Genomic DNA, 26,836 nt, shown 5'->3' on the forward strand with positions numbered 1-26,836 from the left:
AATTTTTGAAGATGCCTATTGCAATATTTTATTGGAATCGCTCTCCAAAATACCTTACCGTAAAATCAGGAGAATAGGTAGTATACTTTGCAGAAAAAAATGAGGGACGGCGATGGCTATGTCAAGCATGAATATTATTGATTTTCACTGCGATGCGTTATTGAAAATCTGGGAAAAACAAGGGAATCTGGCCTTTGCTGATGCGAAGGAGCTGGATATCAACAAACAGCGCCTGCTGCAAGGTGGGGTAAAGGTGCAATGCTTTGCCATTTTTACGTCTCCAGACATGCCATCCGACCAAAGGTTTCAGGCGGCATTGGATCAAATCCACTATTTTTATGTAGAAGTACTGGGCAAACATCCTGAGATGAAGCAGATTCGCGAATGGCACGAGCTGGACCTTTTGCAGGAGGGAGAAATCGGAGCGATCCTGACGCTGGAAGGGGTCGAGCCGATTGGGAATGATCTGAAGAAGCTGAACATTCTTTATCAATTGGGTGTGCGTTCGGTGGGACTGACATGGAACCCTGCGAATCTGGCGGCAGATGGTGTCTTGGAGCCGAGGAACGCGGGTTTGACTACATTTGGCAAGGAAATCATTCACTTTCATAACGAACATAAAATCTTGACCGATGTTTCCCACCTGTCTGAGACGAGCTTTTGGGATACAATGGAAATAGCAAAATACCCGATTGCAAGTCATTCTAACGCAAAAGCGATCTGTAACAACCCGCGGAACTTGACGGACGAGCAGGCAAAAGCGATGTTCGCCAAAAGAGCAAACGTGCATGTTGTCTATTGCCCGATGTTTATCAAGGAGTCAGGAGTGACCACGATTGACGATTTGATCAGACATATCGAGCATTTTTGCTCACTGGGCGGAGTACGGAACATCGGATTGGGCTCCGATTTTGATGGCATCACGGCAAAGGTAGTAGGGCTGGAGCATGCGGGTGTCAGCCAAAACCTGATCAATGAGCTATTAAAGCGTTACACCGAGGAGGAAGTACGCGGCTTTGCCTCCGAAAACTTTTTGCGCAATCGCCCTCTGTAGGCGGTCCTTTACATAGGTGACGGGAGAAAGGGTTGGATAGAAGGATGACACAAAAGAAAAAGCAAAAAATTCGGGAATATGGCGTGACGATTGGACAGCTTCCCACAGGGGAAAAAAATGATATTACGGACGTAGCAGGTGTGCGCGTAGGTCATGTGACCATTAAGCAGGAGCTTGCGGGAGCGGACGAAGACTATGCTTGCACTGGCGTGACCGCAATTTTGCCTCATGGAGACAGTCTGTTTCGGGAAAAAGTGACTGCTGCCAGCTATGTGATCAACGGCTTCGGCAAAACAACCGGGCTCGTCCAGGTTAACGAGCTGGGTGTGATCGAGTCGCCGATCATGCTGACCAACACTTTTTCCGTGCCTGCTGTGACACAGGGAACGCTGCAATACATGCTCGATACGAATGAGGAAATCGGAGATACGACAGGGACGATCAACATCGTGGTGGGCGAATGCAACGATGGTCATCTCAATTCGATTCGTCGCTGTATCGTTACGCCAGAGGATGCCCGGGAAGCCATCCTGCGGGCATCAGAAGCTCCTGTAGAGGAAGGGGCAGTAGGTGCGGGGACAGGCATGGTCGCCTTTGGCTACAAGGGAGGCATAGGCTCTTCTTCACGAGTGATTGCAGGAGATGAGCAGTCATTTACAGTAGGGGCGCTTGTGCTCAGTAATTTTGGTAACAAGACAGAATTTTTAGGAGACAAGTTGTTTGCTGATCAATTAAAAGAAGCACCTTCCGTAGAAAAAGCAGAGGACGGCTCGATTATTATGGTGCTGGCAACAGATGCGCCGCTAAGTGATCGACAGCTGCTCCGTGTCGCAAAGCGCGCGGGGATCGGGCTGGGACGTACAGGCAGTCATTTTGGACATGGCAGCGGGGATATTGTGATCGCCTTTTCTACTGCGCAGCGCATTATGCACAAGGCAGAGGGCTATCAGGAGTCGCGGGTGCAGCTGCGAGAGGAACATCCCCTCATGAATCAGCTGTTTGCGGCGGCTGCTGAAGCGACAGAAGAAGCGATTTACAATTCACTTACGCAAGCGCAAGCGACGAAAGGGAGAAAAGGGCGCATCGTCCATGCATGGGGGGAGATGTAATGAAGCTCGCAGGTGAATCGAGTTTGAATGCCTATGTCGAAAAATTCATGGAAGAGCATCGCGTTCCGGGAATTTCTCTTGCTATCTCACGTCATGGGCATGTGATTTATCAAAAAGGCTTTGGTGTCCGTGAATTGGATACAAAGGAGCCAGTAACACCAGCGACTGTATTTGGAATCGCCTCTGTCACCAAGTCGTTTACGGCAGTGGCAATCATGCAGCTGGCCGCAGCGGGAAAGCTTTCACTTGACGATCCCGTTTGCAAATACATTCCGTCCTTTCGTCCAGGTGGACAAGCAGATCCAGAAAAGATCAAAATCCGTCATCTGTTATCCCACACCTCAGGGGTGCCACCACTGCTTCGCCGGGAAGAATTGACGAAATTAAATGATCATTTGGAGTACGTAGGCTCCCTCACTTACGAGCCGCTTGGAGAGCCCGGTGAGTATATTAGCTACTGTAATGACATGTTTTTGCTGCTGGGAGCCATTATTGAGCGTGTAACTGGACGACTCTACCGCAGATATATGACGGATCATTTGCTGGAACCACTGGAGATGCATCGAAGCACATTTAGTCTCGAAGAGGTAGCGCGCTTGGATGATGTATCCGTTCCTTATGTGCAAAGAGGCGAGGGCAAACCAATCGAGAAGGCGACATGGCCAACACTCGGGAATTATGAGGTGGGCGGTGGGATTCGTTCAAACGTACTGGACTTGATGAAGTACGGTCAGCTGTTTGTAAACGACGGCTGCTATGAGAAAAAAGAAATAGCCAGTGCAGCGCTGCTTCGTACGATGTGGCAGCCGGTCCACAGATTGGCGAGAAATACGTGGTACGGCTACGCCCTCAAAATGACTCCTGATTATCACGGAGCTACACTTGTGGAGCATGGAGGGGGACAGCCTGGCGTATCATCCAACTTTGGCTTTGTCCCAGAACAAGGACTGGTAGTAGCAGTGTTATCCAATCTCGACAATGTGCCGATCCGCAATGTATGGCTAGCAGCTGTGAATGCAGCGCTGGAGCTGCCGGTGGAGGAAAAAGAACCGATAGAGCCAGTCTACGAGGCGAGCAAAGACGAGCTGGAGAGACTGGTCGGTACATATCAATCAGCAGAAGGTGGAGATCTACGCATTTTTCTGCGTGAAGGAATCCCTGTAGCCGATGTAGCGGGAGACGAATTTGAGCTGCGTGCAAGCGCTGGCGACACTCTCGTCTTTGTGGAAAATGAAATGCCCCTCCGCTTCTTCTTCAAGGCAGAACGTCAGGCGTGGGCTGCTTTGCTAGGACTTCGGATGCTGGTTCGGGCGAGTGCCTAGAGCGTATTCTCTGCTAGATAAAAAATCCCGTTTCACACTCAATGTGGAACGGGATTTTTGCAGTCTATCTTTTTACGGGTTTACAGAGAGGCTTTGTAAATGCTTTGAACGGACGAAGCGAGTGTCGCGTTGAATTCCTCGTCAGACTGTCCAGCAGTGAGGTCCTGCGACAAGGCGCGGGAGAAGCTGGCGATCAATCCGTCGTTTCGGGACAGCTTTTCGTTTGCTTCTGCTTGCGAGTAGCCGCCTGACAAAGCAACGATTCGAACGACATGTGGATCGTCCATCAGATCGCGGTAGAAGTTGTCTTCTGTCGGGATGGAGAGCTTGAGCATGATTTTCACGTCTTTGCCCAGAGCAGCTAATTGAGCGGAGATCTCATCCTTCAACAGCTTTTCCGATGCTACCTTATCCGAGCTGTGAATATCCACTTCCGGTTCAATAATCGGAACCAGTCCCATCTGAGCGATTTGGTTGCCGATTTCAAACTGTTGCTCCACGACTTTTTTGATCCCGACAGGATTGGCTTCCTTGATCACCGAGCGCATTTTCGTTCCGAAGATATTGCGTGACCGTGCCCGCTGTAACAGGTCGTTCAGGCCGGAGATAGGCTTCATGAGCTGAACGCCGTCTTCCAGCTCGGCGAGCCCTTTATCGACTTTCAGAAAAGGCACGATGCCTTTTTGCTCCCAAAGATAATCGGCGGTCAATTGCCCGTCAATGAAACGCTCCATCGTGTTCTCAAAAAGAATGGCACCCAAAATATGCTCGGAATGAAACGCAGGACTTTTGATAATACGCGTTCTCATCTCATGCACCAGGGCATACATCTCTTCTTCTGAGGAATAGCTGTCCTCTGGAATGCCGTATTGCAACAGCGCCTTTGGCGTGCTTCCGCCGCTTTGGTCCAACGCAGCGATAAACCCTTTTCCCGTGTGAATGCGATCCAATTGCTTTGTATTCATGGGTGAGTCTCCTTCCTATTTCAGAACGTAAATGGCATCTTGAACGTTTTCATTATAGCACCTTTCCGTTGCAGGTTTACTCTTGAACGTGTTTGTCTAGTTTTTGCAATCGTGATAGGATATCCAGTAAATCAGGCAGTCGCAGAAGTGCTGCTTTCAAAAAACGTAGTGAGGTTGTTACATGGCAAAGACGATATTGATTGTGGAAGATGAACCTATTTTACGGGAAGTCATCAAGGATTATTTGCTCGAAGAAGGTTTTGAAGTGCTGGAGGCGGGAGATGGGAAACAGGGGCTGGCGTTATTCCAGGAGCATGACGTGCATTTGATCATTTTGGACATCATGCTGCCTGAACTGGACGGATGGTCAGTGTGCCAGCGCATTCGCAAGGTGTCGAACGTACCGATCATCATACTGACAGCGCGTTCGGACGAGGATGATGCGTTGCTTGGCTTCGAGCTGGGTGCGGACGACTATGTCACGAAGCCGTACAGTCCTGCCATACTACTGGCACGGGCAAAACGGCTGCTGCAAAGACGGCATCAACCGGAATCAGAGGACGATACCCTGTCCATTTGCGGCATTACCGTTCATTTCCCATCCCGTACCGTTTCGGTCGACGGGGCGAGCTGTAGCTTGACGCATACGGAATTTGAAATTTTGGCGCATCTCATGAAAAATAAAGGGATCATTATCACGAGGGAACAATTAATCACGAAAATTTGGGGATATGATTTCGTGGGGGATGATCGTACGGTCAACAGTCATATTCGCAATCTGCGTTCCAAGCTGGGCGAGCATGCCAAATTCATTGTCACCGTCGTTCGATCAGGCTATAAATTCGAGGATCAGCCATGAAAAAGGGAATTGTGCTCAAGCTGTTTCTGGTAACGACCGGGTTATGTCTGTTCATTTTGGCGATCATTTATGTGGGACAAACCGTATTCTTCAAACAATTTTATGAGCATCAAAAGGTGGAGGATGTACAGACAGCCCTCCAGTCTTATCAACAGGACTACCTGAAAAATGACGGCGACGCAGAGGACGCGGCCAAACTCGAACAGGAATTTTATCAAAAACACAACACTTGGATTACGATCGTGGATGCCATGGGCAATCTGGAACAGACCGACGATTTTTTCATGGAGGTCAGACTGGAACGCTCCGAAGACTTCCCCGAGCTTTCGGGTAAAACGATAACCATTCCGTTGTACACGGTCATGCAGGTGGAGGACTTTAGCAGAGGCGCTTCGTTTCTTGATCCATGGATCAAAGAAGGGGGAGGGATCGCCATTGAAGGCTTAATCATGAATAATCATTTGGTGCCGCAGCGGATGGGAAGGAGTCACCGCAATTTGAGAGAGGAAGATCAACTGGCAAACCAGCAGATGGTGAATAAAGAGTATGAAGTCGTTCCCCGATTTAAGAATCCGACTGCTTATCATGAGAAATATCCTTCTGTGCTTGTCAGCGGAACCATTGAGAAAGTTCGAATTCCGGATGGGTCCGGAATCTCGCGCTATACCAACCATTTGTTTCTGGATCGGATCAAAGTCTTTCAAGCGGATCTTCTATACGGAGACTATGACAGCAGCGCAAACGAAAGTCAGATGATCAGCTTTGAAGAAAACCATGTGAATTACAAAATATTCGTGGATCGCATCGAAGATCGAAACGGGAAGCCTGCTTACATGTTTGCGATGACTTCGCTGCAGCCCGTTAGTGAAGCTGCGGGAGTGATGCAGCGATACTATATTTATATCATCGTTGCCACATTGCTGCTCGTACTCTTGGCATCGTTCTATTTTTCCCGCTGGCTTGCCCGTCCTCTGCTGCGGATTAACCAGACGACGCAAAAAATGGCCGGCCTGGACTTTTCTGAGAAAATTCCGGTAACGACCAAGGATGAGATTGGCGAGCTTTCAAGGAATATCAACGAGCTTTCCGAACGTCTGCATTCCCATATCCATCGGCTGGAGCAAGACATTGAGAAGGAGAAGCAGCTGGAGAATACGCGAAAAGAATTTATTTCCGGGGTGTCGCATGAATTGAAGACCCCATTAAGCGTCATTCAAAGCTGCCTCTCCATCCTTCGAGACGGGGTTGCGAGCCATAAGCGGGAGTATTATTTTGCGGCGATGGAAGATGAAGTGAAAAGAATGGATTTGCTGATCGTAGATATGCTGGAGCTAGCGAAGTATGAATCGGGCACCTATAAGCTGAAGCTGGACTCGTTTTATATCGATACGGTGATTGAACACATCTGCCGAAATTTGCAGTTGCAGATAGAGAACAAACAATTGCGCATGCATACCCAGCTTTCATCGGTCGAAGTTATGGCCAATCAAAACCGGATTGAGCAAGTGATCGTTAATTTTCTCACAAACGCGATTCGCTACACGCCAGAACAAGAGTCCATTATGGTGTCGGCTATTGAAGAGAAAAATACCGTGAAAGTAACGATCGAAAATAAGGGGGCCCATATTCCAGATGAGCAATTGGAGAAGATATGGGATCGTTTCTATCGCGGCGAGCCGTCCCGCCAGCGTTCAAGTGGAGGAACAGGACTTGGACTCGCTATCGCCAAGAAGATACTGGAGCTGCATAACGTGCCGTATGGAGCAAGGAATACATCCGAAGGTGTGATGTTCTATTTTTATTTGAATAAAAAAGAGTAGACAGGCAGTTCCAGACACAAGGAGCTTTCCCAAAGGGTTTACCGACCTATGTGGGAAGCTTCTTTTTTTGTTGCTTCCCGGGCTCGCTGCAGCCACGTTTCTATAAATTAATTTGATAGAATCTGCATCTGATCTTCATCTCTGACTAGTAAACTCACTGTGGAAGTGACAAGAAAGGGGAATGCTCAATACCGGACACCACGAGAGAAGAGATGAATTTCAAATAAGGAGAGAACAATGGACATGGTAAAAAAAGTAATTTCAACGCTATTCATGGGAAGTATCGCTTTGGCCTTGTCAGCATGCGGCAATGAGCAAGCTGACCAAAACCAACAAAGCCCGACATCCCACATTCAAGTCAATTCGGCGGAGGCAGCAACTGCAGCTTCCTATAAAACAATCTTTCAAAACAGCGTGTTTCTGGGTGATTCCATTACAGAGGGGTTGTCCTACCATGACGTTTTGAATGAGGAGAATGTCATAGGAGACGCGGGAAAGACAACCGAGCTGGCGTTAGAAAACATGGATGATTTGACCAAGCGCAACCCGAAATTCGTATTCATCATGCTGGGATCGGATGATCTCTTGCTGCCTCCCCAAATAACCGATAACCCCATGCAATATTCGCTGAACTATTACGAGAAATTGATAGAGGGCATCAAGAGGAAGCTTCCCGATGCCGCCATAACGGTTTTATCGGTTACTCCGGTTAAGCCGGAAATGGAGAAGGAATTCCCCGGATACAAAAATATAAGCGATTATAATCAGGGCTTGAAAGAACTGGCCGCTAAAGAAAAGGTCGAGTTTATGGATTTATCCCCCCTATTTGCGGACAACAAAAATCTGCACACTTCGGACGGCGTTCATTTTAAACCAGAGTTTTATACGAGCATGTTGGAATTGCTGAAAGATCAAGTGAAATAGCAAGCGAAGCGGTCAACAACAGGAGGTGACAGGGATTGGTCTTCAGCAGCCTATTATTTCTATTCCTTTTCCTGCCGGTCACTATTCTGATCTACTATGCATCGCCTAATACGCTCAGAAATGCCATCCTGCTCGTCGCTAGCCTGATCTTTTATGCATGGGGCGAGCCGGTCTACATTTTCCTCATGATCTTCTCGACCGTATTTGACTATGTGAATGGGATTCTGATCGAAAAATACAGGCAGCGCAAGGCGATAGCACGTGGAGTTCTGCTCCTATCCTTGATGGGAAGCTTGGGAATTCTGGGCTTCTTCAAATATGCTAGCTTCGTCATCGACAATGTGAATTTGTTGTTTGCCATGAACTTGCAGGCAGACGCACTTCCACTCCCGGTAGGGATATCCTTCTACACATTCCAAACAATGTCTTATGTTGTCGATGTGTACCGGGGGAAGGTGCCTGTTCAGAGGAATCTGATCTCCTTTGGCGCCTACGTGACGATGTTCCCGCAGCTTGTGGCAGGACCGATTGTCAAATACGGAGAGATTGCCGAGCAATTGACCACCCGCAAGGTCACACTGGACCGGTTCGGGGAAGGTGCGGAATTAGTGATTACGGGACTTGCGAAAAAGGTGCTTCTCGCCAACAATATCGGACTATTGTGGACGAGTGTGAAAGCGACGCCTGCGGGTGAGCTGTCGGTTCTTTCAGCCTGGCTTGGCATTATCGCTTTCACTTTTCAAATTTATTTCGATTTTAGCGGGTATTCCGATATGGCGCGCGGTTTAGGGAAAATATTCGGCTTCGAATTCATGGAGAATTTTCGATATCCCTATATTTCCAAGAGTATTACGGAATTTTGGCGGAGGTGGCATATTTCTCTGGGGACCTGGTTCCGTGAATATATCTATATTCCGCTCGGCGGCAATCGGGTTGGTATGCAAAAGCAATTCAGAAACCTGTTTGTGGTGTGGTTTGTCACTGGATTGTGGCATGGAGCGAGCTGGAATTTTATCATATGGGGTCTGTATTTTGGCTTTTTTGTCACGGTCGAAAAGCTGTTTCTTTTGAAATGGCTACAGCGCTTCCCAGCCTTTATCAGCCATGTCTACACGCTGTTCATCGTGATCATCGGCTGGGTATTTTTCGAATTTGAGCATCTGTCCGCAGCCATGTTCTTTATCGGAACGATGTTTGGTGTGGGGGCACATGGATTCATGGACGACCAGTCGCTTTACGATCTGTCGACGAACGCCCTGCTTTTGCTCATCCTCGGACTCTGCGCTACCCCGCTGCCTCGCAAAGCACTATTAACTATCAGAAGCAAGTTCGCGCGATTCGGATCGGTTGCCGCTCTCGGCCTTTCTTTCATCCTGCTCGTGGCGTCAACAGCCTATCTGGTTCATGTAACGTACAATCCATTCCTATACTTTCGTTTTTAAGGAGGGGATTTATTTTGAAGGGATGCGCCCAAGCCTACTATCGTGCAATCGCCATTTTGCTGCTGCTTTTTACCGGATCGATATTGGCTGTCAACCTCTTGACCCCAAGTGAAGACTTTTCCGAATCGGAGAACCGGATGCTGCAGCAGCTCCCGAAATTTTCGCTTTCCAAGCTGATGTCAGGCAAGTTTGCTTCGGAATTTGAAGCGTACTTATCCGATCAGTTTATGCTAAGGAACCTGTGGATTGGACTCAAAGCCAATGTTGATCGGGGGATGGGAAAGAAAGAGAGCAACGGAGTTTACCTCGGCAAGGACGGGTATTTGCTTCAAAAGTTTACCCGTCCTGAAAAGGGTGATGTACAAGACAAGATAAAAGCGATTCAAGCTTTTGATGAGGCTTCGCCCAAGCTACGCAAATATGTGATGCTGGTTCCTACGGCTGTTACCGTGCTTGCGGACAAATTGCCGCGCTATGCCCCTGGCAGTGATGAACGGACCTACTCTGACGAGGTCAGGCGAGCTCTTCCGGGCAACATTCGATGGATCGATGTATATCCGGCGCTGGAGGCAAACAAAGAGCAGCCGATTTATTACAAGACAGACCATCACTGGACGACCAAGGGTGCTTATATCGCCTATCGAGAGCTGGGGAGGTCGATGGGATTTACACCAAAGAATGAAGAGGATTTCAGCATTCGCCAGGTTACCAGCGGGTTCTATGGTTCTCTGTATTCGAAAATCGGGTTCAGGCACGTACAGCCTGACTCTATTGAGCTTTACGAGCCGAGGGAGCAAGAGAGCTTGACTGTGGAAAATATCGATGAGCAGAAAAGCTCAATTTCGATGTACGACATGGGAAATCTCGCCAAGAAGGATAAATACACCGTGTTTTTCAATGGGAATCACGGCTTGATCCGAATCAAAACAAGCAGTCAGGAGAAAAGAAGACTGCTCGTCGTGAAAGATTCGTATGCCAACAGCTTTCTCCCTTTTTTGACGCCGCATTTCAGCGAAATTGACGTAGTGGACCTCAGATATTACGACGGGGATGTATGGAAGCTTGCGAGAGAGCGGCACATGGATGAAATGCTGATTTTGTATAACATCACTACATTTTTTGAAGATCCATCCATAAAAAAAGTAGGAGATTCCGTGGAATGAAAAAACAAGGGAGGGCAAGAACGATGCTGAACAGAAGAAATCGGAATGGTCTGTTTTTCCTGTCTGTCGTTTTGATCTTATGCGGCAATTTGGTAGGTTGTTCCGGCATGAACGAAGATAGCAAGGACGTTTCCGCTAGTGAAGTTGAAGAGCGCATCAAGCAAGCTGTTTCTTTGGAAGAGATGCAAAAAGGGGATATGAACAGACTCAAGAAGCTGTACCAAATCGATGAAAAGGAAGTCCAGGACTTTGTACTGTACACTGCGACCTCCAACGTGAAGGCGAATGAACTGGCTGTGATCAAAGTGAAACAGGCGGATCAAGTGGAAAGCGTTCAGGAAAAAATCAGGGAGAGGATTGAAGCTCAGAAGCGTAAGCTGAAGGACTACCGTCCGAAGGAATTTTACCTCGTCGAACGGCATGTATTAAAAGCGAATCAATCCTATATTTTGTTTGTGGTTTCTGAGGATATCGAGGCAATCGAAGCCGTTTTTGACGAGGCTCTTTCCTAACAGCGAAAACGAGTAAAGATAATGCAAACATTGGTAAAGATATCAAAACTAATTATTCAGAATATTTATTATAATACGAACTGTCCTACAAATATAAACAAGGGGGTTCGTGTATGGGAATTCGTTCCTGGATTTCTATGGCACTCCAAGTGAGTGTCGCGACAGCAATGCTGGTAGGATGTAGCCAGCCTTCCGCTACTCCAGAGGCTAAGTCACCGGCGCCTGGGCCAGGTAGTGAGCAGAGCGGACAAACCGTCAAACTGAAGATGGTTGAGAGCATTACCAGTCCACAACGGACCGAGATGTTGAAGGGAATGCTCGCAAAGTTTGAAGAAAAAAATCCGGGTATCAAAGTCGATTTAATTTCCCCTCCGTTTGAGGGAGCAGACCAAAAAATTACCCAGATGCTCATGGCAAAGGAAGAGCTGGATGTACTGGAAGTGCGAGAATTCAATGCCAAGCAGTTTTCGATGAACGGGTTTATTGAGAATTTGAAGCCGTACACGGACAAATGGCAAAATTACGATCAGCTCACAGATGTAGCCAAGCGCCGCGCGACATGGGTTGATAATACCCCGTACTACATTCCGAATGGGCTGTATCAGCGGGTCCTGTATTACCGGACAGACTGGTTTAAGGAAGCGGGCATAGAGGTGCCGAAAACGTGGGACGAGCTTTTGGCAGCAGGGAAAAAGCTGACGGACCCTGCGAAAAATCGCTTCGGCTACAGCTTCCGTGGAGGCTCGACCGGCTGGGATTACGCGCTGATCACGATGTGGGCGTACAACGGCACACAAGTAGATCCGGCTTCGGCATTTTTCTTAAAGGATGGACGCACGCTCTTTTCTACGCCGGAGTCTCTCGAAGCGATGCGTTACTACAAACAGCTGTACAAGGAAGCGTCACCAGCCGATTCCGTGAGCTGGGGCTTTCAGGAAATGGTGCAGGGCTTTGTAGCAGGCTCTACCGCTATGCTGATCCAGGACCCTGACGTCATCGACGGAGCCAAAGAAAAGATGCAGGAGGGCACATGGGCTACGGCTCCAATACCAGTCGGACCATCTGGCGTGGCTCAGCAGGTCGTAGGCGGCCCGGGCTGGGGGATGACTGCCTATTCCAAGCATAAGGAGGAGGCGTGGAAGCTGATTGAATTCCTATCCGATCCAGAGCAAGCCACGCATTTTGCCAAAAAGACCTCCGTCATCCCTGTAGTGAAGAGTGCAGCCGAAGATGAATTTTATAAGTCGGGCTACTTCAAGCCGTTTATCGAAATGAATCAGCAGCCCGCTACCTTCCTCGATGTTTCCAGACCAGTTGATTACAAGGGCTGGGGAGCGTGGCAAAGCACGGCAGACAAAGATATTCAGAGCTATTTGCTAGACCAGCTGTCTGCAGAGGATCTCTTGAAGAAGTGGGATCAGTATTGGACGAAAGAAAAGGCAGAACGGAAATAGGCGAGGGGGAAGACGGTCGTGCAAACACAAAAACCCATCGTCATAAAGACGAAGCCGCTCGTACCGGAACGGAAAAAGACATTTCGTGTCACGAGGGAAGGAGCATTCATCCTCCTGTGCCTTTTGCCTGCTATATTGTTTGTTTCGGTATTTACGTACTACCCGCTTTTGCGCGGCGTGATCATGTCCTTTCAAAACTACACCTTGTTTGATCTAATGAATATCGAGTTTATCGGATTGGACAATTTTGTAAATGTAGTGACGAGTCCTGAATTCCCGCGGGTTGCGATGAACAGCTTTTACTGGGTAGTTATCTCCTTGTTTTTTCAGCTGTTGTTTGGCTTCGCACTTGCGCTGATGATGCGTCGTCGTTTTCGGGGGAGAGGAATTTATCAGGCGTTTGTCTTCTTTCCGTGGGCGATGTCAGGTTTTCTGATCGGGCTGATCTGGCGCTGGATGTTTAATGCGCAATTCGGCGTGATCAACGATCTTTTGCTGAGGTCAGGCTTGATAGATGCTCCCATTCCTTTTTTAGCAGACGGAAAATGGGCGATGGCTGCGGTCATAATCGCAAACATTTGGTACGGAGTCGCTTTCTTTGCAATCATGATTCTAGCGGCGCTCCAATCGATTCCCGAGGAGCTGTACGAAGCGGCAGCGATGGATGGGGCTGGACGAATTCAACAGTTTTGGAGTGTGACACTGCCGTACATTATGCCTACCATGCTCGTGACAATTTTGCTCAGGGTAATCTGGATACTGAACTTCCCCGATATCATTTATTCGATGACAAATGGAGGTCCAGCAGGCTCTACGCATATTTTTGCGACGTACATGATCGACAAAGTGATTTTCGGTCAGGATTACGGTCAGGCATCGGCGATTGGAGTCATCATCGTGCTAATCCTGCTGCTGTTTACCGTTTTCTACGTGAAAGCGACCAAGGTGGAGAAGGGAGGGGACTTTTAGATGGATCGAGACCATCTATGGTGGAAGACAGGAAGAGTGGTCGTGCTGGGAAGCTTTTTGGCTTTCGCGATTTTTCCCCTGTACTGGATTGTGATTACATCGCTCAAAGGGCAAAAGGAAATCTTTTCACTGCCGATCAGCTATTGGCCTGAACAGGTTACTTTTCTGAATTACATCGAAATCTTTCGGATATCCCACTTTCAGATGTACATTTGGAACAGCTTTCTCGTCTCGCTTGTCGCCTCGTCCATCGTGGTCGTCATCGCGATGCTTGGCGGCTATGTGCTGGCACGCTTTTCCTTTCGGGGCAAGCGCCAGGTTATGTTTGGCTTTTTGATCACGCAGATGATCCCGATGTTCATCGGCATGGCACCGCTGTATGTCATGATGTCCAAGATGCACATCTTAAACAGCCTGGCATCTCTCATGCTGATCTACACGGTCATGCTCATTCCGTTTTGTACGATCATCATGTCTGGCTTCTTTCAGCGTATTCCTACGGCGCTTGAAGAAGCGGCGATGATGGACGGCTGCTCCCGGATAAGCGCATTGTTTCGTGTCATCGTCCCAATCATGCTCCCGGGAATTGCCGCCACATTCATCTTTGCCTTTGTTCAGTGCTGGAATGAGCTGATTATGGCAGTCTTGTTCATTGACGAGGAGTCGGTCAAAACGATTCCGGTAGCCATGAATGCTTTTATCAAAAAGTACGACATTGAGTGGGGAGCGATGTCAGCAGCTACTGTACTTTCAGTCATCCCCACCATGCTGTTATTTGCGTTTTGCCAGAAATACCTTGTCGAAGGGCTGACGCAGGGCGCAGTCAAAGGCTGACGAGTCGCTTATGAATGAAAAAAGAGCACTTTCCTCTTGGGGAGAGTGCTCTTTTGCTAGGCCAACATATTATATTTGCTACGAGGCAGGGGGCGCCAGTTCAAAGCGCACAAGCGTCTCACCAGAGTCTGCACGCTTTTCAAGCTCAACAATCCGCCAGTTTTTCGAAATCGCTTGTCTCAGCCAAGCAAGGGCATCTTCTTTGAGAGGCACCTGATCCAGCGTGTCGCCGGCGACCTGATAGTCTCGCTCTGCCTGAATATCATATCGTTTGTTCAAAAGGAATTTGATTCCGTTAAATGTCGTGAATTTGATTTGATAGCCCTCGCGGATCGCGGTCTCCAGCGTCTGCGGATCGTTTTTGAAAAGCTCAAAAAGATGCGTGAAATCGTATTTGCCGCCCTCTATATCCAAAAAAGGCTCGGTATTTCCTGAGCGCAGCTTGTGAATGATTTCTTCATCAACAAATCCATGGGCACGAGCTGCCTCCAGCAACATCGTTTCCCATTGGGATAGCTTTACAGTAGACATGGATCGCTCCTCCTCGCTTTACTGCTAGTATACTCCAGAGGATTTGTAAATCACAACCATAATTCCGACCTTTTTTGTATGAAAAGGAATTGGCTAACGATCAGGTATCGTCACTACGAGGAGAAAGGCTTGAGCTGACCTTGTTGCTGCTGCTTAGGCTCTTTCGAGGTAGTGGTCAAGGTCACGCCACCAATGATTAGCACGGCGCCAAATAATTGAACAGCTGTGACGGGCTTCGCCAGGAGGAAAAATCCAAAGACCATGGCGATAAACGGCTCCAGGTTGGAAAACATCGCTGCTTTGGCAGCTCCGACCTTTTGCAGCTGACTATTCCAGATCAGGGTCACGATGCCGTGCATGATCACGGCAGTGACAAACAAGAGCAGCCAGGAAGAAAGGCTCGGGCTTATGGTTGCCGCAGGCAGGCTGACGAGCACAAATGGAAGCATGGAGCCAAATCCGATCAAATTGGAAAAAAGCGTCGTGACGAGCGGAGGAAGCCGATGCCCCAATACGCGGACGAGAATAATGGATGCCGCAAAGGTGAGCATCGTCAGAAAAATCCAGAGAATGCCCGCGTCAAAATGCAACTCGGCCCCCGTATAGATGACGAACAGCACACCCGCGGTACCGATTACTGAACCGATGGCCATGCGACCGGTCAAGGATTCCTTTAGAAACAGCGCTGCCAAAAGTGCAGTCGTAATTGGTGTCAAAGCCAAGATGAGTGCCGAGGTCGTTGGATCAGCCGTCACAAGTCCCTTATAAAACGACCATTGATTAATAAAGACACCGACGATCCCAAGTGCTGCCAGCAGCAGCCAGTCTGTTCGGGAGAGGGCAGGGATTTTCAAGCGCCCCTTTGCCCAGATCAGCAAAAAGAGAGAAATAAACAATAAGCGCATCGCCGACAAGAGGAGGGGGGAAAACTCAGCGACCAGCATTTTTCCGAATACAAAATTACTGCCCCAGGCGGTGACACAAAAGATGAGCAGTAAGTAGGAGCGTAGCATGACATTCGTTCCTTCCTGTTCAATCAAAGCGGTTTTATTGCGAATCAGGTCGTTCTGGTGTTCGGAAATAGTGCTTCCAGAGCCAGGTGACGCACAAGTACGCAAGCAAGGTCAGGGCTGTGCTGGAGGAAGCGATCCAGATCGCTTTCATGTTGTCCACAAATACCCTGCTGCCGTAGCCGGCGGCTAAACCAATTACCGCACTGATCAAAATAAAATTATGTGCCTTACCCTGCGTCAGAACGATAACGACAACAGGCAAAAAGAGGGATGCGTAAATGATCCCAAAGAAAAACAGCAGGTCAAGCAGTGTTGGTTGAAAGTAAAGGGTGAGACAAAATGATAGCGCGCCAATCGCGATTGCCAGAATATAGCTCAAGCGAATCTTTTGCCGCTCAGTTGCATGCGGGCGAAACAATTGATAGACGTTGTTTACCATAAGGCTGATCATCGAGTGAAGACCCGCACCAAAGGCAGACATGATGGCACCAAATGAGCATAGTACAAACAAAATAAGCAAAAACATCGTATCGATCTTCCGTACCAGATCAAAGAGCAGCGAGTAAATATCATCGAAGCCGCCAGTGAAGATGACGATAATGATGAGCGAGGAAAACGATAAGGGGACCGTCGCAAAAATCAAGCCTGACAATAAAAAGGTCGGTACGACTTTCTTTTCCTCCATCATATACAGCCTCTGCCAGGAAGCCTGATCGACGAAGACTTGTCCAAAGCCGATTAAAAGCCCCGTGATGATAAAAAAGAATCCTTCGTAATTGTTTACTACCAGTAAATACGGATGGTATAACCGCAAGCCGTTGTAGACGTGCTCTACGCCCTTTCCCACAAAAAAGTAGACGGGAATCAGGATCGCCGCCGCAAAGGTAATGACTATTTGAACGATGGCAAATCGGTGGATGGAACGAATCCCGCCAATTCCGGCAAACAGGACGCAAAAAATAAAAAAGCAGAGCAGACCGAGTGGAATGGGCAGACCAAACAGGATGTTCAGAAGTACTCCGCCAGCCATGCCTTGAACGAACATGCCTTCGACAGTCGTGATGAGCAAAATGATAATCATCAGCCAGTAGCCAAAAGGATGGAGCTTGCCCCGCATGTAATCCCCGATCGTCATCCCTTCAGACAATTCACGCCGCACTCTGCGCCCCAAAAAACCGAAGGCACTGAGCGCAAAAGCTCCCATCAGGGCAAAGCCAATTCCGCCAAAGATCCCGTATTTGACCAATGCCTCAGGCGAGCCAAAGATGGTGTTGCCCGTCACCCAGCGGGCGAGAATGGAGACGACTCCGAGACCAATGCCGATCTTGGCAGCCCCCATCACGTACTCGCGAAATGATAAGTAGGTCAAGTTACATTCCCCTTGTCCCGATATTCTTTTGGTGTTTTTCCGACCACTTTTCGAAAAATGGTACTGAAGTAATGCTGGCTGTTAAACCCTGTTCGCTCCGCTACCGTTGAAATGCTCCAGTCAGGGTGGCCAATCAAAAATTTCTTGGACATTTGGATTCGGTATTGCATGAGATATTCGGAAAAGGAAACGCCTACCTCTTCATGGAACCGCCGACTCAAATAAGTAGGATTGATATGAACCTCGGACGCCAAATCAGCGAGGTTAAGTTTTTCAGCAAATTTTTGATGGATGATGTTCATCGCATCGGATATGATTCGCGTGTATGCCGAGAGCGCCGGGCTTTTTTGATATTTTTTTAAAATCTCTACGAGCTCATTTTCAATAACAGGCTTCGTAATATAATCTACAACACCGAGACGGATCGATTGCTTGGCATAATGAAAATCTTGATAGGCAGTGACGATGATCAGCTCAATTTCTTTATGCTGAGCTCGCAGCTCCTCGCCAAGCGCCAACCCCGATTTTCCCGGTAGATTAATATCCAGAAAGGCGAGATGAAGAGGCACCTTCTGACTGATAGCCATAGCTTGACTGCCATCTGCCGCCTTGTACAGGTTCCACAAGGGAAACATCGGCTGGATCAAATATTCCAGTTGTTCCAGCTCTAACGGTTCGTCATCTACTAGCAGAACGTTCATGCTCTCACCTCACGTCGATTTGTTCATAAATAAAGGGCCATTGCACGGTCACATGGGTTCCGCCTTCTGCCACCGGTGTCAGCTCCAGGCTTGCATGATCACCAAAACAAAGGTGGAGCCGCCTGCGGATGTTGTCCAATCCGTGACCGCTCTTCTCATGGTGTTGATCCACTGCCGCTTCGCTATCCTCCTGAAAAGCTGTGAGACCAGAGGAGCCGTTATCGATGACCTCGAGCAGCACATCTTCCTCCTTTGGGCTAATCCGAATTTCCAGCAGGGCTTCTCCCATCTTTCGCTCCAATCCATGCTTAAAGGCATTTTCCACGAGGGTTTGGAGGACGAAGGGAGGGATAGAGGCCATCAGAAGATCATCAGGACAATCAAGGTGGATGGAGAGGCGACTGCCGAAGCGCAGCTTTTGAATCTCCAAATACTGCTCCGTGTACTGAATTTCTCTGGACAGGGAAATCAGTGGCTCGGTTGACTTGTATTTGAACTTGAGAAACTGGGAGAGGACCTCTAGGGCTCTCACCAGCTCCTTCGTTCGATTGAGCCTGGCTAGACTCAAAATAACATTCAGCGTATTGAACAGAAAATGGGGCTGGATTTGTTGATTCAGTTGATTGTACAGAGCCTTTTGCAGCTCTTTTTCCAGCTCGATTTTTACATTGCGGTTCTCCAAAAGATCAATCCGCTTTTCAAAAATAAACAAAAACAATAAAGCAATAGCTCCTATGATAGGAGCCAAAATAAACAACAGAATGAGCAACGTGAAACCTTCGAAGCTTATCATGAGATCCCTTCTGTACGGAAGCTGTAGTGATTTTTCGCAGTTACATCATATCATGTTGCCTGGATATCTATTTTCTTTTTAGAAAAATTTAATCTCTATTGAACGAGATGGCAAGCTACCTGGTGGGTATCGTGCAGACTCGTGAGTTCCGGAGTCTCTGTTTTGCAGCGCTCCACTGCATGTGGGCAGCGAGTGTGAAAGCGGCATCCCGTAGGTGGATTGATTGGGGAAGGCACGTCCCCGCGCAGAATGATGCGCTCCTGTTTTTTGGTTGCGTCTGGTACCGGAATAGCAGACAAGAGTGCCTGTGTATAAGGATGCTGCGGGTTGTCGAACAGCGATTTTTTATCAGCGATCTCGACTACTTTCCCCAAATACATGACCATAACCCGATCAGAAATGTGGCGAACGACGCCCAAATCGTGGGAAATGAACAGATAGGTTAGTTTAAACTGACGCTGTAGCGATTTTAGCAGATTCAGCACTTGCGCTTGAATCGATACGTCGAGCGCGGATACTGCCTCGTCACAAATGATCAGCTTAGGCTGCATGGCGAGGGCACGGGCAATCCCGATCCGTTGACGCTGTCCGCCACTGAATTCGTGCGGGAAGCGGTCAATCTGGTCTGGACGCAATCCTACATAGCCGAGCAGCTCGATGATTCGCTCGCGACGCTTGCCCGCAGGAACGATGTTTTGAATCGCCAGCGCCTCACCGAGAATTTGGGACACAGATTGACGTGGATTGAGTGAAGCAAACGGGTCCTGAAAAATAACCTGGAGATGCTTTCGCATGTCGCGCATTTGCGATTTGGACATCGCTAGCAGATCTTGTCCTTCAAACAGGACGGAGCCGCTCGTTGGTTCGTCCAGACGGAGAATCGCACGACCGGTGGTGGATTTCCCGCAACCGGACTCGCCTACAATACTGAGCGTTTCTCCTTCGTAGATCGTGAAGCTGATATCGTCAACGGCTTTTACGTGGTTGACAGTCCGACCAAAGATTCCGCCTTTGATCGGGAAGTGCTGCTTGAGGTTGTTTACTTCTAGCAACGGTTTTTTCTTGGACTCTGCTTGTGTGATCATGTTTGTCATACCCCCGTTCCCGTAACAGTCTGGTTGGCGCCGTCCCACTCAGGAGTATACATCCAACAGCGGACCTTGCTCTCGTCCTCTTGCAGAAGCAGCTCTGGCAGCTTATCGTGGCACAACTGCGTCGCGTGAGGGCAACGAGGGGCGAAGCGGCAGCCTTGTGGCATATCGAATGGGCTAGGAACGTTACCCTTGATCGCTTGCAACTCTTCCACATCCTCATCGAGGCGGGGGAGAGAGGTCATCAGACCTACCGTGTAAGGGTGCTTCGGACTTGCAAATAAGTTTTTCGCAGTCGTATATTCTACCACTTTTCCTGCGTACATAACCGCAACACGGTCACATGTTTCAGCGACAACTCCCAGGTCATGGGTAATCATGATTGTGCTCATGCCCATTTCGACCTGAAGCTTTTTCATCAGCTCCAAAATTTGAGCCTGAATCGTCACGTCCAGAGCCGTCGTCGGTTCGTCCGCGATCAAAATCTCAGGACGGCAAGCCAGTGCCATCGCAATCATCACACGTTGGCGCATCCCGCCAGACAGCTCATGTGGTTCTTGTGTTGCACGTTTTTCAGGAGAGGGGATACCTACGAGTCTCAGCATATCCACCGCTTTTTCCCAGGCTTCCTTGCGCCCCATGTGTTGGTGCAAGCGAAGTACCTCGGCAATTTGTTCACCCACCGTATAAACCGGGTTGAGTGAGGTCATAGGCTCTTGAAAAATCATCGAAATTTCGTTGCCGCGAATGGCGCGCATCTCGGCTTCGGATTTTGTCACGAGGTTTTGCCCTTTAAAGAGGATTTCTCCTCCTACAATTTTTCCCGGAGGACTGGCGATCAAACGCAGTATCGAGAGGGAAGTGATACTTTTTCCACAGCCCGATTCACCAACCAGACCCAGCGTCTCTCCTTTGTTCAGAGAGAAATCAACGCCATCCACTGCTTTGCTGACGCCATCTTCCGTGAAAAAATGCGTTTGCAGGTTGCGAACTTCCAGGATTACATCTTGTTGCTTTGGCATGATTACTCCCTCCTTAGCTCAGATCAATTCGTTTATTGAAGTAGCGATACAACACATCGACTAAAAGGTTAACGAACACGAAGATGACGGACGCGATCAATACACCGCCCTGCACGACTGGCAGATCACGCATACGAATCGCATCTACAATCAAGCGGCCTAGGCCATTGATAGCAAAAACGGATTCGACGAGTACGGTACCGCCAAGCAGGAAACCGAATTGCAAGCCTACGACAGTGATGATCGGGATCAACGCGTTTTTGAGTGCATGTTTGTAAATGATGACCTGCTCTCTCAAGCCTTTTGCTTTGGCAGTGCGAATGTAGTCCTGACGTACAACGTCGAGCATGCTGGAGCGTGTCATCCTGGCTACAATCGCCGCTCCACCTGTACCTAGAGTGATCGCTGGCAAAATCATGTGCTGCCATGTGCCCCAGCCGGCAACAGGGAATAGATGAAGCTTCACGGAGAAGTAGTAGATCAAGCTGAGACCAAGCCAAAAGCTAGGCAAGGATACACCGAGCAAAGCGATGATCATAATCGTAATATCTGCCCAGGAGTATTGCTTGGTAGCAGAGATGATACCTGCGATCATACCGAGCACGATCGTAACAAAAATACTTGCAAGAGCCAGCTCAATCGTAGCAGGCAGACGAGCCATAATTTCATCAAAAACCGGCAAGTTGGAACGAAGTGACGTACCTAAATCACCAGTAGCAACGTCTGTAACGTAGTGAAAGTACTGGACCATGATCGGCTGATCGAGGCCGAGCTGCGTCCGGATTTTGGCGATTGTCTCTGCGGAAGCGCCTTCACCTGCAAGCAGAACAGCTGGGTCGCCGGGAACCATTTGCATGATCAAAAATACGACCAGAATGACACCGAGCAGGACGGGAATCATCTGCAGCAAGCGACGAATAATGTAGACAAACATTGAGCATTCCCTCCTAATGTTTCATTCTTGGGTCGAGAGCGTCCCGGAGGCCGTCTCCGAAAATATTGAAGCCGAGAACCAGTGTCGCAATGGCAAGACCAGGGAACATGGCTAGGTACGGAGCCGTAAACAAAAAGTCGCGTCCGTTACTGAGCATCGCACCCCATTCAGGCAGTGGAGGCTGTGCACCAAGACCGAGGAACGACAGACCAGCTGCTGAAAGAATCGCAGTCGCCAGACGCATTGTCGCTTGAACAATGATAGGAGACAGAATGTTTGGAAAAATGTGTTTGAAAATGATAGTGAAGTCATTAGCACCCAGAGAGCGAATCGCATCGATGTACTCCAGCTTTTTCACCGTCAAGGTAGAACCGCGAACAATCCGTGCAAACACAGGAATCGAAAATACACCGACGGCGACCATTACGTTGAACAAACTCGGACCGAGTGCACTCACGATGGCCAGGGAGAGCAGGATACCCGGGAATGCAAGCAGAACATCAATAACGCGGGAGATAATCGTATCTACCCATTTTCCGTAGTAGCCGGAAAGCAGACCAAGAATAATTCCGAAGAAAGCACCAATAAAAACAGAGACAAAACCGACAGACATCGAGAGGCGTGTTCCGTATAAGAGACGGCTAAGCACATCTCTTCCCTTGTCATCGGTTCCCATCCAGTGCTCGGCGGATGGCGGCTTCAGCTTGTTCACCAAATCGATTGCGTACGGATCACTAGGAGCGATGAGTGGTGCCAAGAGGGCGATTGCAATGTAAAAAACGACAATACAGCCGCCTGCCATGGCCAGTTTGTTTTTGCGCAGCTTTCTGTAAAAAGTCCGCCATCTGCCTGGACGTGCAGTCGTTGCCTTTGGCGGAAGAGCTTGATTGGTTGGTGCGTACTCAACCTTCATGATGCAACCCTCCTTTTGCTTATGTCTCAAGTTATCAGAAAAATGTATGAAGTAAAGGCAATTTGAACAAGTCGTAAAAATAGTGAAAATAGACGTAAAGATTGTGCAAATCAAGTATTCGTGGTTCCTAGATAATGGGTAGGGAAGGCATGGATAGACAATAAGAGAGGATGGATGGTGAATGGGTGTTACCTATTGGTTGACCAATGTTCGTTTGGAGACGGGCTACCGTGTGGAAAACGGTATCGTGGCTGGAACAGAGGCATCCTTGTTTCACATCTTGATAAAAGACGGAAAATTTGCACGGATCACTCCGGCGACTGAAACGCTCGAAGACGGGATTGCCCAAAAGGATGCCAAAGGTCTGCTGGCGCTTCCATCGTTTGTAGAAAAGCACGTGCATCTGGACAAGACACTCATGGGGGAACCGTGGCGTGCAGTCATTCCGGTGTCGGGCATCATTGAGCGTTGTGAGATTGAAAAGCGCACGCTCCCGACTCTGCCAACGACTACGCAGGAGCGCGCCAAAAATCTGCTCGCTATCCTGCAATCGTACGGAGCTACACATGTGCGCACACATGTAGACATTTATCCGGAAGCTGGCATCACCAATCTCGAAACGGTAAAAGAGGCGTTGGCCGACTATTCCACGCGACTGTCGCATGAGATCGTGGCATTCCCGCAGCACGGCTTGCTGCGTACCGAGGCAAAAGGACTGCTCCGTGCTGCTCTGCGCCAAGGCGCGACTCATGTCGGTGGCGTAGACCCTGCCAATGTGGATGGCGACATCGAGGAATCGCTGAGCCAAATGATGGAGCTGGCTGTTGAAGCAAACGCAGGCGTAGACCTTCATCTGCATGATCCCGGACATCTGGGAACGTTTACGATGAAGCGCTTGGCGCAGATGACGGTAGATGCTGGCTGGCAAGGACGAGTGGCTATCAGTCATGCCTTTGCGCTTGGAGATATTCCCGTAGCAGAAGCGGAAGAGATGGCAGCCATATTACGCGAAGCTGGAATTACGATCATCACGAGTGTTCCGTACAGCCGCATCATTCCACCAGTACAGCTGCTGCACCAAAATGGTGTCGATGTAGCGGTAGGCTGCGACAATATTTTTGACACCTGGCAGCCGTATGGAAATGGTGATGTGCTCGAGCGTCTGTGGAGACTGGCAGAGCGCAACCGTTATTTAGATGAGCGGGCGCTGTCTCAATCACTGCGTTTTATTACGGGCGGCAAAACAACGCTGGACGCACAGGGCACACAGCAGTGGCCGAAAGCAGGCGATGAGGCGAGTCTCGTTCTGGTCGAGGCTACCTGCTCGGCAGAGGCGATTGCACGTCGTGCGAACCGTCACGCTGTATTCTTTAAAGGGACTCTGGCTGCAGGTCAAGTGGAAGAAGTGACCGCAGTAAAGGAGTGAGGAAGCATGAAAGCATCCCCGTATTGGATCATTAATGCACGCTTGGAGAGCGGGTATGAGTGGGACCAAGGAGTCATCAGGGAAACGCGGACAGAGCTTTGCGATTTGCTGATTGAAAACGGGAAGATCACCCGGATCGAGCCATCCAGTGAAATATTGGAGGACGGGATTCCCAAGAAGGATGCAAAAGGCTTGCTCATTTTGCCTTCTATGGCAGAGAAGCACATTCATCTGGAAAAAACGTACTACGGCGGACCTTGGAAAGCGACGACGCCTGTGAAAAACTTGTTTGAACGCCATACCGAGGACAGAAGTCTTTTACCAATGTATTTGGGGCAAGCACAGAACGGCGCAGAAAACATCCTGTCATTACTCGTCCAAACCGGTGTCACGCATGTTCGGACTCACTGCCACGTTGATCCGCAGGTAGGACTCGGATTTTTGGAGGGCATACTCCAAGCTTTCAATACCTTTGCAGATCGCTTGTCCTATGAAATCGTGGCGTTTCCCCATTATGGAATGCTCCGTACGGATGCCAAAAGCTACGTGCGTGAGGCGCTGCAAAACGGGGCGACCCATGTGGGCGGTGTCGATCCAGGCGGGGTAGATGGAGATATCGAGCGTTCACTTGCCACCATGATGGAGCTGGCGGTGGAAGCGGATGCTGACATTGATTTGCATCTGCATGATCCCGGTCATCTTGGTGTGTTTACGATCAAACGTCTTGCTGCGATGACCGAAGAAGCTGGCTGGCAAGGACGCGTGACAGTAAGCCATGCACTCGGACTTGGCGATGTAACGCCCCAGGAAGCAGAAGAAGTGGCAGCACGTCTCGCATCCTTGGGCATTTCCATTGCCTCAACCGTTCCGATCAATCGCCCGACGATCCCGATTCCACTTCTGCATGAGGCAGGGGTAGCCGTGATGCTGGGGAACGACAGTCTGACAGATAACTGGACGCCGTTTGGCAGTGGAGATCTACTTGAAAAGGCCGGCCGACTCGCAGAGCGTTTTCGACTGACCGATGAGCGCAGGCTGGGTGTTGCTCTTGGTTTTGTCACAGAGGGGCGGATTCCGCTCGATGATGCAGGAAACCGAATTTGGCCGTTGATCGGAGATGAGGCGAGCCTGATGGCTGTCGAAGCCTCTTGCAGCGCCGAAGCCGTAGCCAGACGTGCCAAACGCCGCGTCGTTCTCTATCAGGGAACACGGGTAGCTGGTGAGTGGTAAGCTCTTTTTCGTTCCAACCTTCAAATGGAAAGGATGTCATGAATAGATGTCTACAGCTTATTGGATAACCAATGTTCGCTTGGAGAGCGGATACCGCAAAGAAAATGACAAGGTCGTCGCTACGGATACAGAGGTCGCTCATCTGTTGGTAGAGGATGGACGAATCGCGCAGATCGTCTTCGGTGCCGATGTACCGCAGACAAAGCTGCCTACTGAGGATGCACGCGGACTTTTAGGGCTGCCGTCTTTTCGCGATATGCACATCCACATTGACAAGACGTACTACGGAGGCCCTTGGAAAGCGGTCACTCCGGTTAAAAATATTTTGGGACGATTGGAAGAAGAAAGTGAGCTAATGCCAAAGCTCTTACCTACTGCGCAGGAGCGTGCGGAAAAAATGCTGGGATTGCTGTTGTCGGCAGGATCTACCCAAATTCGTTCCCACTGCAACATCGATCCGTACATCGGTCTGAAAAACCTGGAAGCGACACTGGCTGCCATGGAAACCTTCAGCGGCAAGCTGCAATGTGAGGTAGTCGCCTTCCCGCAGCAAGGGCTTTTGCGCAGCAATCAGGTGGAGAACATCCGCCAGGCGCTGAAAATGGGTGCGACCTACGTCGGCGGTGTCGATCCGGCAACGGTTGACCAAAATATCGAAAAGTCACTCGCTACTGTTTTCGAGCTCGCGGTAGAAGCGAATGCGCCAATCGATGTTCATTTGCATGATCCTGATCACCTGGGCATTTTCACCTTCAAGCGACTGGCGAAAATGACCGAGGAAGCAGGCTGGCAGGGCCGAGTTACGATCAGTCATGCGAACTCCTTGGCCGATATCAGCCTGGAGGAAGCGGCAGATGTAGCTGAAATGCTGGCTGGGCTTGGCATTTCCATCACATCTACTGTTCCGGTCATCAAACCGACCATACCGATTCCGCTTTTGCATGAAAAGGGCGTGTCCGTTTCACTAGGGGACGACAGTATTACCGATCACTGGTCCCCGTTTGGTCAGGGGGACAGCCTGGAAAAAGCAGGCCGCTTGGCTGAGCGTTTCCGTTTGCAGGATGAGCGCTCCCTGTCTCAGGCTTTGGGCTTTATTACGGGCGGCAAAACTCCGCTGGATAAAGAGGGAAAACGTATGTGGCCAAATGTTGGTGATGAAGCGGACATCGTATTTGTCTATGCAGCTTCTGCTGCAGAGGCTGTTGCCCGCCGCTCGAAGCGTCAGGCCGTCATGTTCCGTGGAAATGTGGTCTCGGGCTCTTTGTAAGAGAGTGAGAAGAAAACTTCAAAAAAGAGGCAGAACCTTAGGTAAAATGTACCCTATAGAGTAGACACGTTAAAAAAGTCTACCTATAGGGTACTTTTTTGTATACTTGAGAAAAACAG

25 protein-coding genes are annotated in these 26,836 nt (G+C 49.2%); 15 read left to right on the forward strand and 10 right to left on the reverse strand.

The annotated features are described in order from the left end of the window. The first annotated feature begins 118 nt into the window (after positions 1-118). The 3 genes from SB752_RS07730 to SB752_RS07740 are packed head-to-tail and all read left to right on the forward strand — an operon-like array spanning position 119 to position 3,485. Positions 119-1,054, forward strand: a complete 936-nt coding sequence (locus SB752_RS07730) for a dipeptidase (protein ID WP_410715140.1) — start codon at positions 119-121, stop codon at positions 1,052-1,054. 44 nt (positions 1,055-1,098) lie between these two features. Then, positions 1,099-2,163 carry a P1 family peptidase gene (locus SB752_RS07735; RefSeq protein WP_410715105.1) on the forward strand — a complete coding sequence of 355 codons (1,065 nt, stop codon included), beginning with the start codon at positions 1,099-1,101 and terminating at the stop codon, positions 2,161-2,163. After that, positions 2,163-3,485 (forward strand): serine hydrolase domain-containing protein, encoded by a 1,323-nt coding sequence (locus SB752_RS07740; RefSeq protein ID WP_410715106.1) that lies wholly within the window; start codon positions 2,163-2,165, stop codon positions 3,483-3,485. Before SB752_RS07735 ends, SB752_RS07740 begins: the two co-directional genes overlap by 1 nt. Positions 3,486-3,565: 80 nt before the next feature. Here SB752_RS07740 and SB752_RS07745 read toward each other — a convergent pair whose 3' ends face one another. Beyond that, on the reverse strand, positions 3,566-4,450 hold the full coding sequence (locus SB752_RS07745; RefSeq protein WP_410715107.1) for a fructose bisphosphate aldolase: 885 nt from the start codon (positions 4,448-4,450) through the stop codon (positions 3,566-3,568). A 181-nt stretch (positions 4,451-4,631) separates the two neighbouring features. On the opposite strand from SB752_RS07745, the gene SB752_RS07750 reads away from it, so the two are divergent. From SB752_RS07750 to SB752_RS07790, 9 genes are all read left to right on the forward strand, one after another. Further along, entirely contained in the window at positions 4,632-5,309 is a 678-nt protein-coding gene (locus SB752_RS07750; protein WP_410715108.1) for a response regulator transcription factor, read from the forward strand. Continuing rightward, positions 5,306-7,129, forward strand: a complete 1,824-nt coding sequence (locus SB752_RS07755; RefSeq protein ID WP_410715109.1) for a sensor histidine kinase — start codon at positions 5,306-5,308, stop codon at positions 7,127-7,129. Before SB752_RS07750 ends, SB752_RS07755 begins: the two co-directional genes overlap by 4 nt. 237 nt (positions 7,130-7,366) lie before the next feature. Further along, positions 7,367-8,053 (forward strand): GDSL-type esterase/lipase family protein, encoded by a 687-nt coding sequence (locus SB752_RS07760; protein WP_410715110.1) that lies wholly within the window; start codon positions 7,367-7,369, stop codon positions 8,051-8,053. A gap of 35 nt (positions 8,054-8,088) precedes the next feature. Beyond that, a complete protein-coding gene (locus SB752_RS07765; RefSeq protein WP_410715111.1) occupies positions 8,089-9,495 on the forward strand; it encodes an MBOAT family O-acyltransferase in 1,407 nt (468 codons plus the stop codon). 14 nt (positions 9,496-9,509) lie between these two features. Then, positions 9,510-10,658, forward strand: a complete 1,149-nt coding sequence (locus tag SB752_RS07770) for a DHHW family protein (protein ID WP_410715112.1) — start codon at positions 9,510-9,512, stop codon at positions 10,656-10,658. Between the two features lie 23 nt (positions 10,659-10,681). Then, the gene (locus SB752_RS07775) at positions 10,682-11,170 is read left to right on the forward strand and encodes a DUF4358 domain-containing protein (RefSeq protein ID WP_410715113.1); all 489 of its coding nucleotides are present in this window, start codon (positions 10,682-10,684) and stop codon (positions 11,168-11,170) included. Between the two features lie 113 nt (positions 11,171-11,283). Further along, positions 11,284-12,624 carry an ABC transporter substrate-binding protein gene (locus SB752_RS07780; protein WP_410715114.1) on the forward strand — a complete coding sequence of 447 codons (1,341 nt, stop codon included), beginning with the start codon at positions 11,284-11,286 and terminating at the stop codon, positions 12,622-12,624. A gap of 18 nt (positions 12,625-12,642) precedes the next feature. Continuing rightward, entirely contained in the window at positions 12,643-13,593 is a 951-nt protein-coding gene (locus SB752_RS07785) for a carbohydrate ABC transporter permease (protein ID WP_410715115.1), read from the forward strand. Continuing rightward, positions 13,594-14,427 (forward strand): carbohydrate ABC transporter permease, encoded by an 834-nt coding sequence (locus tag SB752_RS07790; protein WP_410715116.1) that lies wholly within the window; start codon positions 13,594-13,596, stop codon positions 14,425-14,427. A 78-nt stretch (positions 14,428-14,505) separates the two neighbouring features. Here the strand turns inward: SB752_RS07790 and SB752_RS07795 are convergent, their stop codons facing one another. From SB752_RS07795 to SB752_RS07835, 9 genes are all read right to left on the reverse strand, one after another. Then, positions 14,506-14,958: a hypothetical protein gene (locus SB752_RS07795; RefSeq protein ID WP_410715117.1), complete on the reverse strand. Its 453-nt coding sequence runs from the start codon at positions 14,956-14,958 to the stop codon at positions 14,506-14,508. A gap of 113 nt (positions 14,959-15,071) precedes the next feature. Beyond that, positions 15,072-15,971 (reverse strand): DMT family transporter, encoded by a 900-nt coding sequence (locus SB752_RS07800; protein ID WP_410715118.1) that lies wholly within the window; start codon positions 15,969-15,971, stop codon positions 15,072-15,074. A 34-nt stretch (positions 15,972-16,005) separates the two neighbouring features. After that, a complete protein-coding gene (locus tag SB752_RS07805; protein ID WP_410715119.1) occupies positions 16,006-17,340 on the reverse strand; it encodes a sodium:solute symporter family transporter in 1,335 nt (444 codons plus the stop codon). Continuing rightward, on the reverse strand, positions 17,337-18,041 hold the full coding sequence (locus tag SB752_RS07810; protein ID WP_103105685.1) for a response regulator transcription factor: 705 nt from the start codon (positions 18,039-18,041) through the stop codon (positions 17,337-17,339). Before SB752_RS07810 ends, SB752_RS07805 begins: the two co-directional genes overlap by 4 nt. Positions 18,042-18,045: 4 nt before the next feature. Continuing rightward, positions 18,046-18,834, reverse strand: coding sequence for a sensor histidine kinase (locus SB752_RS07815; RefSeq protein WP_410715120.1), 789 nt, complete (start codon positions 18,832-18,834; stop codon positions 18,046-18,048). A 95-nt stretch (positions 18,835-18,929) separates the two neighbouring features. After that, positions 18,930-19,919, reverse strand: a complete 990-nt coding sequence (locus SB752_RS07820) for an ABC transporter ATP-binding protein (RefSeq protein ID WP_410715121.1) — start codon at positions 19,917-19,919, stop codon at positions 18,930-18,932. A gap of 5 nt (positions 19,920-19,924) precedes the next feature. After that, positions 19,925-20,947: an ABC transporter ATP-binding protein gene (locus SB752_RS07825; RefSeq protein WP_410715122.1), complete on the reverse strand. Its 1,023-nt coding sequence runs from the start codon at positions 20,945-20,947 to the stop codon at positions 19,925-19,927. 13 nt (positions 20,948-20,960) lie between these two features. Continuing rightward, positions 20,961-21,881, reverse strand: coding sequence for a nickel ABC transporter permease (nikB, locus tag SB752_RS07830; RefSeq protein WP_410715123.1), 921 nt, complete (start codon positions 21,879-21,881; stop codon positions 20,961-20,963). A gap of 13 nt (positions 21,882-21,894) precedes the next feature. Next, positions 21,895-22,794, reverse strand: a complete 900-nt coding sequence (locus SB752_RS07835) for an ABC transporter permease (protein WP_410715124.1) — start codon at positions 22,792-22,794, stop codon at positions 21,895-21,897. Positions 22,795-22,975: 181 nt separating this feature from the next. Here SB752_RS07835 and SB752_RS07840 point away from each other — a divergent pair, with 181 nt between their 5' ends. Genes SB752_RS07840 through SB752_RS07850 form a run of 3 tightly spaced genes read left to right on the forward strand, consistent with a single transcriptional unit; the run spans position 22,976 to position 26,717 of the window. Beyond that, positions 22,976-24,220 carry an amidohydrolase gene (locus SB752_RS07840; protein WP_410715125.1) on the forward strand — a complete coding sequence of 415 codons (1,245 nt, stop codon included), beginning with the start codon at positions 22,976-22,978 and terminating at the stop codon, positions 24,218-24,220. A gap of 6 nt (positions 24,221-24,226) precedes the next feature. After that, positions 24,227-25,450: an amidohydrolase gene (locus SB752_RS07845; protein WP_410715126.1), complete on the forward strand. Its 1,224-nt coding sequence runs from the start codon at positions 24,227-24,229 to the stop codon at positions 25,448-25,450. Positions 25,451-25,496: 46 nt separating this feature from the next. Next, positions 25,497-26,717 (forward strand): amidohydrolase family protein, encoded by a 1,221-nt coding sequence (locus tag SB752_RS07850; protein ID WP_410715127.1) that lies wholly within the window; start codon positions 25,497-25,499, stop codon positions 26,715-26,717. Positions 26,718-26,836: the final 119 nt, after the last annotated feature.

It is taken from the genome of Brevibacillus sp. SIMBA_040 (genome assembly GCF_046535075.1).
Lineage (GTDB): Bacteria > Bacillota > Bacilli > Brevibacillales > Brevibacillaceae > Brevibacillus.

Coding starts and splice junctions, on each gene's coding strand:
- SB752_RS07730 (WP_410715140.1), top strand. CDS start 119: ATGTCAAGCATGAATATTATTGATTTTCACTGCGATGCGTTATTGAAA.
- SB752_RS07735 (WP_410715105.1), top strand. CDS start 1,099: ATGACACAAAAGAAAAAGCAAAAAATTCGGGAATATGGCGTGACGATT.
- SB752_RS07740 (WP_410715106.1), top strand. CDS start 2,163: ATGAAGCTCGCAGGTGAATCGAGTTTGAATGCCTATGTCGAAAAATTC.
- SB752_RS07745 (WP_410715107.1), bottom strand. CDS start 4,450: ATGAATACAAAGCAATTGGATCGCATTCACACGGGAAAAGGGTTTATC.
- SB752_RS07750 (WP_410715108.1), top strand. CDS start 4,632: ATGGCAAAGACGATATTGATTGTGGAAGATGAACCTATTTTACGGGAA.
- SB752_RS07755 (WP_410715109.1), top strand. CDS start 5,306: ATGAAAAAGGGAATTGTGCTCAAGCTGTTTCTGGTAACGACCGGGTTA.
- SB752_RS07760 (WP_410715110.1), top strand. CDS start 7,367: ATGGACATGGTAAAAAAAGTAATTTCAACGCTATTCATGGGAAGTATC.
- SB752_RS07775 (WP_410715113.1), top strand. CDS start 10,682: ATGCTGAACAGAAGAAATCGGAATGGTCTGTTTTTCCTGTCTGTCGTT.
- SB752_RS07780 (WP_410715114.1), top strand. CDS start 11,284: ATGGGAATTCGTTCCTGGATTTCTATGGCACTCCAAGTGAGTGTCGCG.
- SB752_RS07790 (WP_410715116.1), top strand. CDS start 13,594: ATGGATCGAGACCATCTATGGTGGAAGACAGGAAGAGTGGTCGTGCTG.
- SB752_RS07795 (WP_410715117.1), bottom strand. CDS start 14,958: ATGTCTACTGTAAAGCTATCCCAATGGGAAACGATGTTGCTGGAGGCA.
- SB752_RS07800 (WP_410715118.1), bottom strand. CDS start 15,971: ATGCTACGCTCCTACTTACTGCTCATCTTTTGTGTCACCGCCTGGGGC.
- SB752_RS07810 (WP_103105685.1), bottom strand. CDS start 18,041: ATGAACGTTCTGCTAGTAGATGACGAACCGTTAGAGCTGGAACAACTG.
- SB752_RS07815 (WP_410715120.1), bottom strand. CDS start 18,834: ATGATAAGCTTCGAAGGTTTCACGTTGCTCATTCTGTTGTTTATTTTG.
- SB752_RS07820 (WP_410715121.1), bottom strand. CDS start 19,919: ATGATCACACAAGCAGAGTCCAAGAAAAAACCGTTGCTAGAAGTAAAC.
- SB752_RS07825 (WP_410715122.1), bottom strand. CDS start 20,947: ATGCCAAAGCAACAAGATGTAATCCTGGAAGTTCGCAACCTGCAAACG.
- nikB (WP_410715123.1), bottom strand. CDS start 21,881: ATGTTTGTCTACATTATTCGTCGCTTGCTGCAGATGATTCCCGTCCTG.
- SB752_RS07835 (WP_410715124.1), bottom strand. CDS start 22,794: ATGAAGGTTGAGTACGCACCAACCAATCAAGCTCTTCCGCCAAAGGCA.
- SB752_RS07840 (WP_410715125.1), top strand. CDS start 22,976: ATGGGTGTTACCTATTGGTTGACCAATGTTCGTTTGGAGACGGGCTAC.
- SB752_RS07845 (WP_410715126.1), top strand. CDS start 24,227: ATGAAAGCATCCCCGTATTGGATCATTAATGCACGCTTGGAGAGCGGG.
- SB752_RS07850 (WP_410715127.1), top strand. CDS start 25,497: ATGTCTACAGCTTATTGGATAACCAATGTTCGCTTGGAGAGCGGATAC.